The following is a 3,402-nucleotide window of genomic DNA, read 5'->3' as shown; positions in this document are numbered from 1 at the left end:
GTGCAGGTGGAGCGGTGGTGTTAAAGACGACAACGCTAGCGGATAGCTACCAATGGTATAAAGGACTAAGCCTGATTACAGGTGCAACTCAGCAAACTTACACGGCTACCGAAAGCGGAAGCTACAGCGTAAAAATTACTTCCATTGCTTGTGAAAGTCCAGCTTCTAATCCGATAGCGGTTACTGTAAATCCAATCCCAGATGCCGCAGTGATTACAGCAGAAGGTCAAACTACTGTTTGTGCAGGTGGAGCGGTGGTGTTAAAATCAACAACTCTAGCTGATAGCTACCAATGGTATAAAGGACTAAGCCTGATCACAGGTGCAACCCAGCAAACTTATACGGCTACTGAAAACGGAAATTATACCGTGAAAATCACCTCGATTGCTTGTGAGAGTCCAGCTTCTAATCCGATAGCGGTTACGGTAAATCCGATCCCGGATGCCGCAGAGATTACAGCCGAAGGTCAGACGGCTTTCTGTGCAGGTGGAGCCGTGGTGTTAAAGACCACAACTGTAGCGGATGGTTACCAATGGTACAAAGGACTAAGCCTGATCACAGGGGCAACCCAGCAAACTTATACGGCTACCGAAAGCGGAAATTATACCGTGAAAATCACCTCGATTGCTTGTGAAAGTCCTGCTTCTAATCCGATAGCGGTTACGGTGAATCCGATCCCAGATGCCGCAGTGATTACAGCCGAAGGCCAGACAACTGTTTGTGCAGGCGGAGCCGTGGTGTTAAAGACGACAACTCTAGCGGATAGCTACCAATGGTATAAAGGACTAAGCCTGATCACAGGTGCCACCCAACAAACTTATACGGCTACGGAAAGTGGAAACTACAGTGTAAAGATTACTTCGATTGCTTGTGAAAGTCCAGCTTCTAATCCAATAACGGTTACTGTGAATCCAATTCCAGATGCCGCGGTGATTACTGCAGAAGGCCAGACAACTTTCTGTGCAGGTGGAGCAGTGGTGTTAAAGACCACAACCCTAGCAGATAGCTACCAATGGTACAAAGGACTAAACCTGATTACTGGTGCTACCCAGCAAACTTATACGGCTACGGAAAGCGGAAATTATACCGTGAAAATCACCTCGATTGCTTGTGAGAGTCCAGCTTCTAATCCGATAGCGGTTACGGTAAATCCGATCCCGGATGCCGCAGAGATTACAGCCGAAGGTCAGACGACTTTCTGTGCAGGTGGAGCCGTGGTGTTAAAGACGACAACTCTAGCGGATAGCTACCAATGGTATAAAGGACTAAGCCTGATCACAGGTGCCACCCAACAAACTTATACGGCTACGGAAAGTGGAAACTACAGTGTAAAGATTACTTCGATTGCTTGTGAAAGTCCAGCTTCTAATCCAATAACGGTTACTGTGAATCCAATTCCAGATGCCGTGGTGATTACTGCAGAAGGGCAGACAACTTTCTGTGCAGGTGGAGCAGTGGTGTTAAAGACCACAACCCTAGCTGATAGCTACCAATGGTACAAAGGACTAAGCCTGATCACAGGTGCCACCCAGCAAACTTATACGGCAACTGAAAGTGGAAGTTATACCGTAAAAATTACTTCGATTGCTTGTGAGAGCCCAGCTTCTAATCCAATAGCGGTTACTGTGAACCCGATCCCGGATGCCGTGGTGATTACTGCAGAAGGGCAGACAACTTTCTGTGCAGGTGGAGCCGTGGTGTTAAAGACCACAACTGTAGCTGATAGCTACCAATGGTATAAAGGACTAAGCCTGATCACAGGTGCCACCCAACCAACTTATACGGCAACTGAAAGTGGAAGTTATACCGTGAAAATCACCTCGATTGCTTGTGAGAGCCCAGCTTCTAATCCAATAGAGGTTACTGTGAACCCGATCCCGGATGCCGTGGTGATTACTGCAGAAGGGCAGACAACTTTCTGTGCAGGTGGAGCCGTGGTGTTAAAGACCACAACTGTAGCTGATAGCTACCAATGGTACAAAGGACTAAATCTGATCACAGGCGCCACCCAGCAAACTTACACCGCTACGGAAAGCGGAAGTTATACCGTAAAAATTACCTCGATTGCTTGTGAGAGCCCAGCTTCCAACCCAATAGCGGTTACCGTAAACCCAATTCCAGATGCCGTGGTGATTACAGCCGAAGGCCAGACGACTGTTTGTGCAGGTGGAAGCGTATTGTTAAAGACAACGACCGTTGCTGATAGTTACCAATGGTATAAAGGACTAAGCCTAATCACAGGGGCAACTCAGCAAACTTATACCGCTACCGAAAGCGGAAGCTATACCGTAAAAATCACTTCTACTGCTTGTGAGAGCCCAGCATCTAATCCGATAGTGGTTACGGTGAACCCAATTCCAGATGCCGTGGTGATTACTGCAGAAGGCCAGACAACTTTTTGTGCAGGCGGAGCCGTAGTATTAAAATCGACAACCCTGGCGGATAGCTACCAATGGTACAAAGGGCTAAACCTAATCACAGGAGCTACCGAGCAAACTTATACGGCTACGGAAAGCGGAAACTACAGTGTGAAAATTACTTCCATTGCTTGTGAGAGCCCAGCTTCTAATCCGATAGCGGTTACCGTAAACCCGATCCCTGACGCCGCAGTGATTACAGCCGAAGGCCAAACGACCTTCTGCGCAGGTGGAGCGGTGGTATTAAAATCTACAACCCTGGCTGATAGTTACCAATGGTACAAAGGACTAAACCTGATCACAGGTGCCACCCAGCAAACTTATACGGCTACTGAAAGCGGAAATTATACCGTGAAAATCACCTCGATTGCTTGTGAGAGTCCAGCTTCCAACCCGATAGTAGTTACTGTAAATCCAATTCCAGATGCCGTGGTGATTACCGCAGAAGGCCAAACAACTTTCTGTGCAGGTGGAGCCGTGGTGTTAAAGACGACAACTTTAGCTGATAGCTACCAATGGTACAAAGGACTAAACCTGATCACAGGTGCCACCCAACAAACTTATACGGCTACCGAAAGCGGAAACTACAGCGTAAAAATTACTTCGATTGCTTGTGAGAGCCCAGCTTCTAATCCAATAACGGTTACTGTGAATCCAATTCCAGATGCCGTGGTGATTACCGCAGAAGGCCAAACAACTTTCTGTGCAGGTGGAACCGTGGTGTTAAAGACGACAACCTTAGCGGATAGCTACCAATGGTATAAAGGACTAAACCTGATTACAGGAGCAACCGAGCAAACTTATACGGCTACGGAAAGCGGAAACTACAGTGTGAAAATTACTTCGATTGCTTGTGAGAGCCCAGCTTCAAATGCCTTGGAGGTTGTTGTAAACCCAATTCCGGATGCCGCGGTGATTACCGCAGAAGGTCAGACGACTTTTTGTGCAGGCGGAGCCGTAGTGTTAAAGACCACAACTGTAGCCG

At 47.6% G+C, this 3,402-nt stretch carries 1 protein-coding gene; it reads left to right on the top strand.

Annotation, left to right across the window (positions count from 1 at the left end; all coding sequences use genetic code 11):
* The coding region (locus GM920_RS23545; protein WP_449581085.1) for an Ig-like domain-containing protein at positions 1-3,402 on the top strand (3,402 nt) is incomplete at both ends.

The organism is Pedobacter gandavensis (assembly GCF_014172405.1).
Classification (GTDB): domain Bacteria; phylum Bacteroidota; class Bacteroidia; order Sphingobacteriales; family Sphingobacteriaceae; genus Pedobacter; species Pedobacter gandavensis.
Note: the sequence above shows the minus strand (reverse complement) of the source record. Positions and strands in the feature narration are given on the sequence as shown.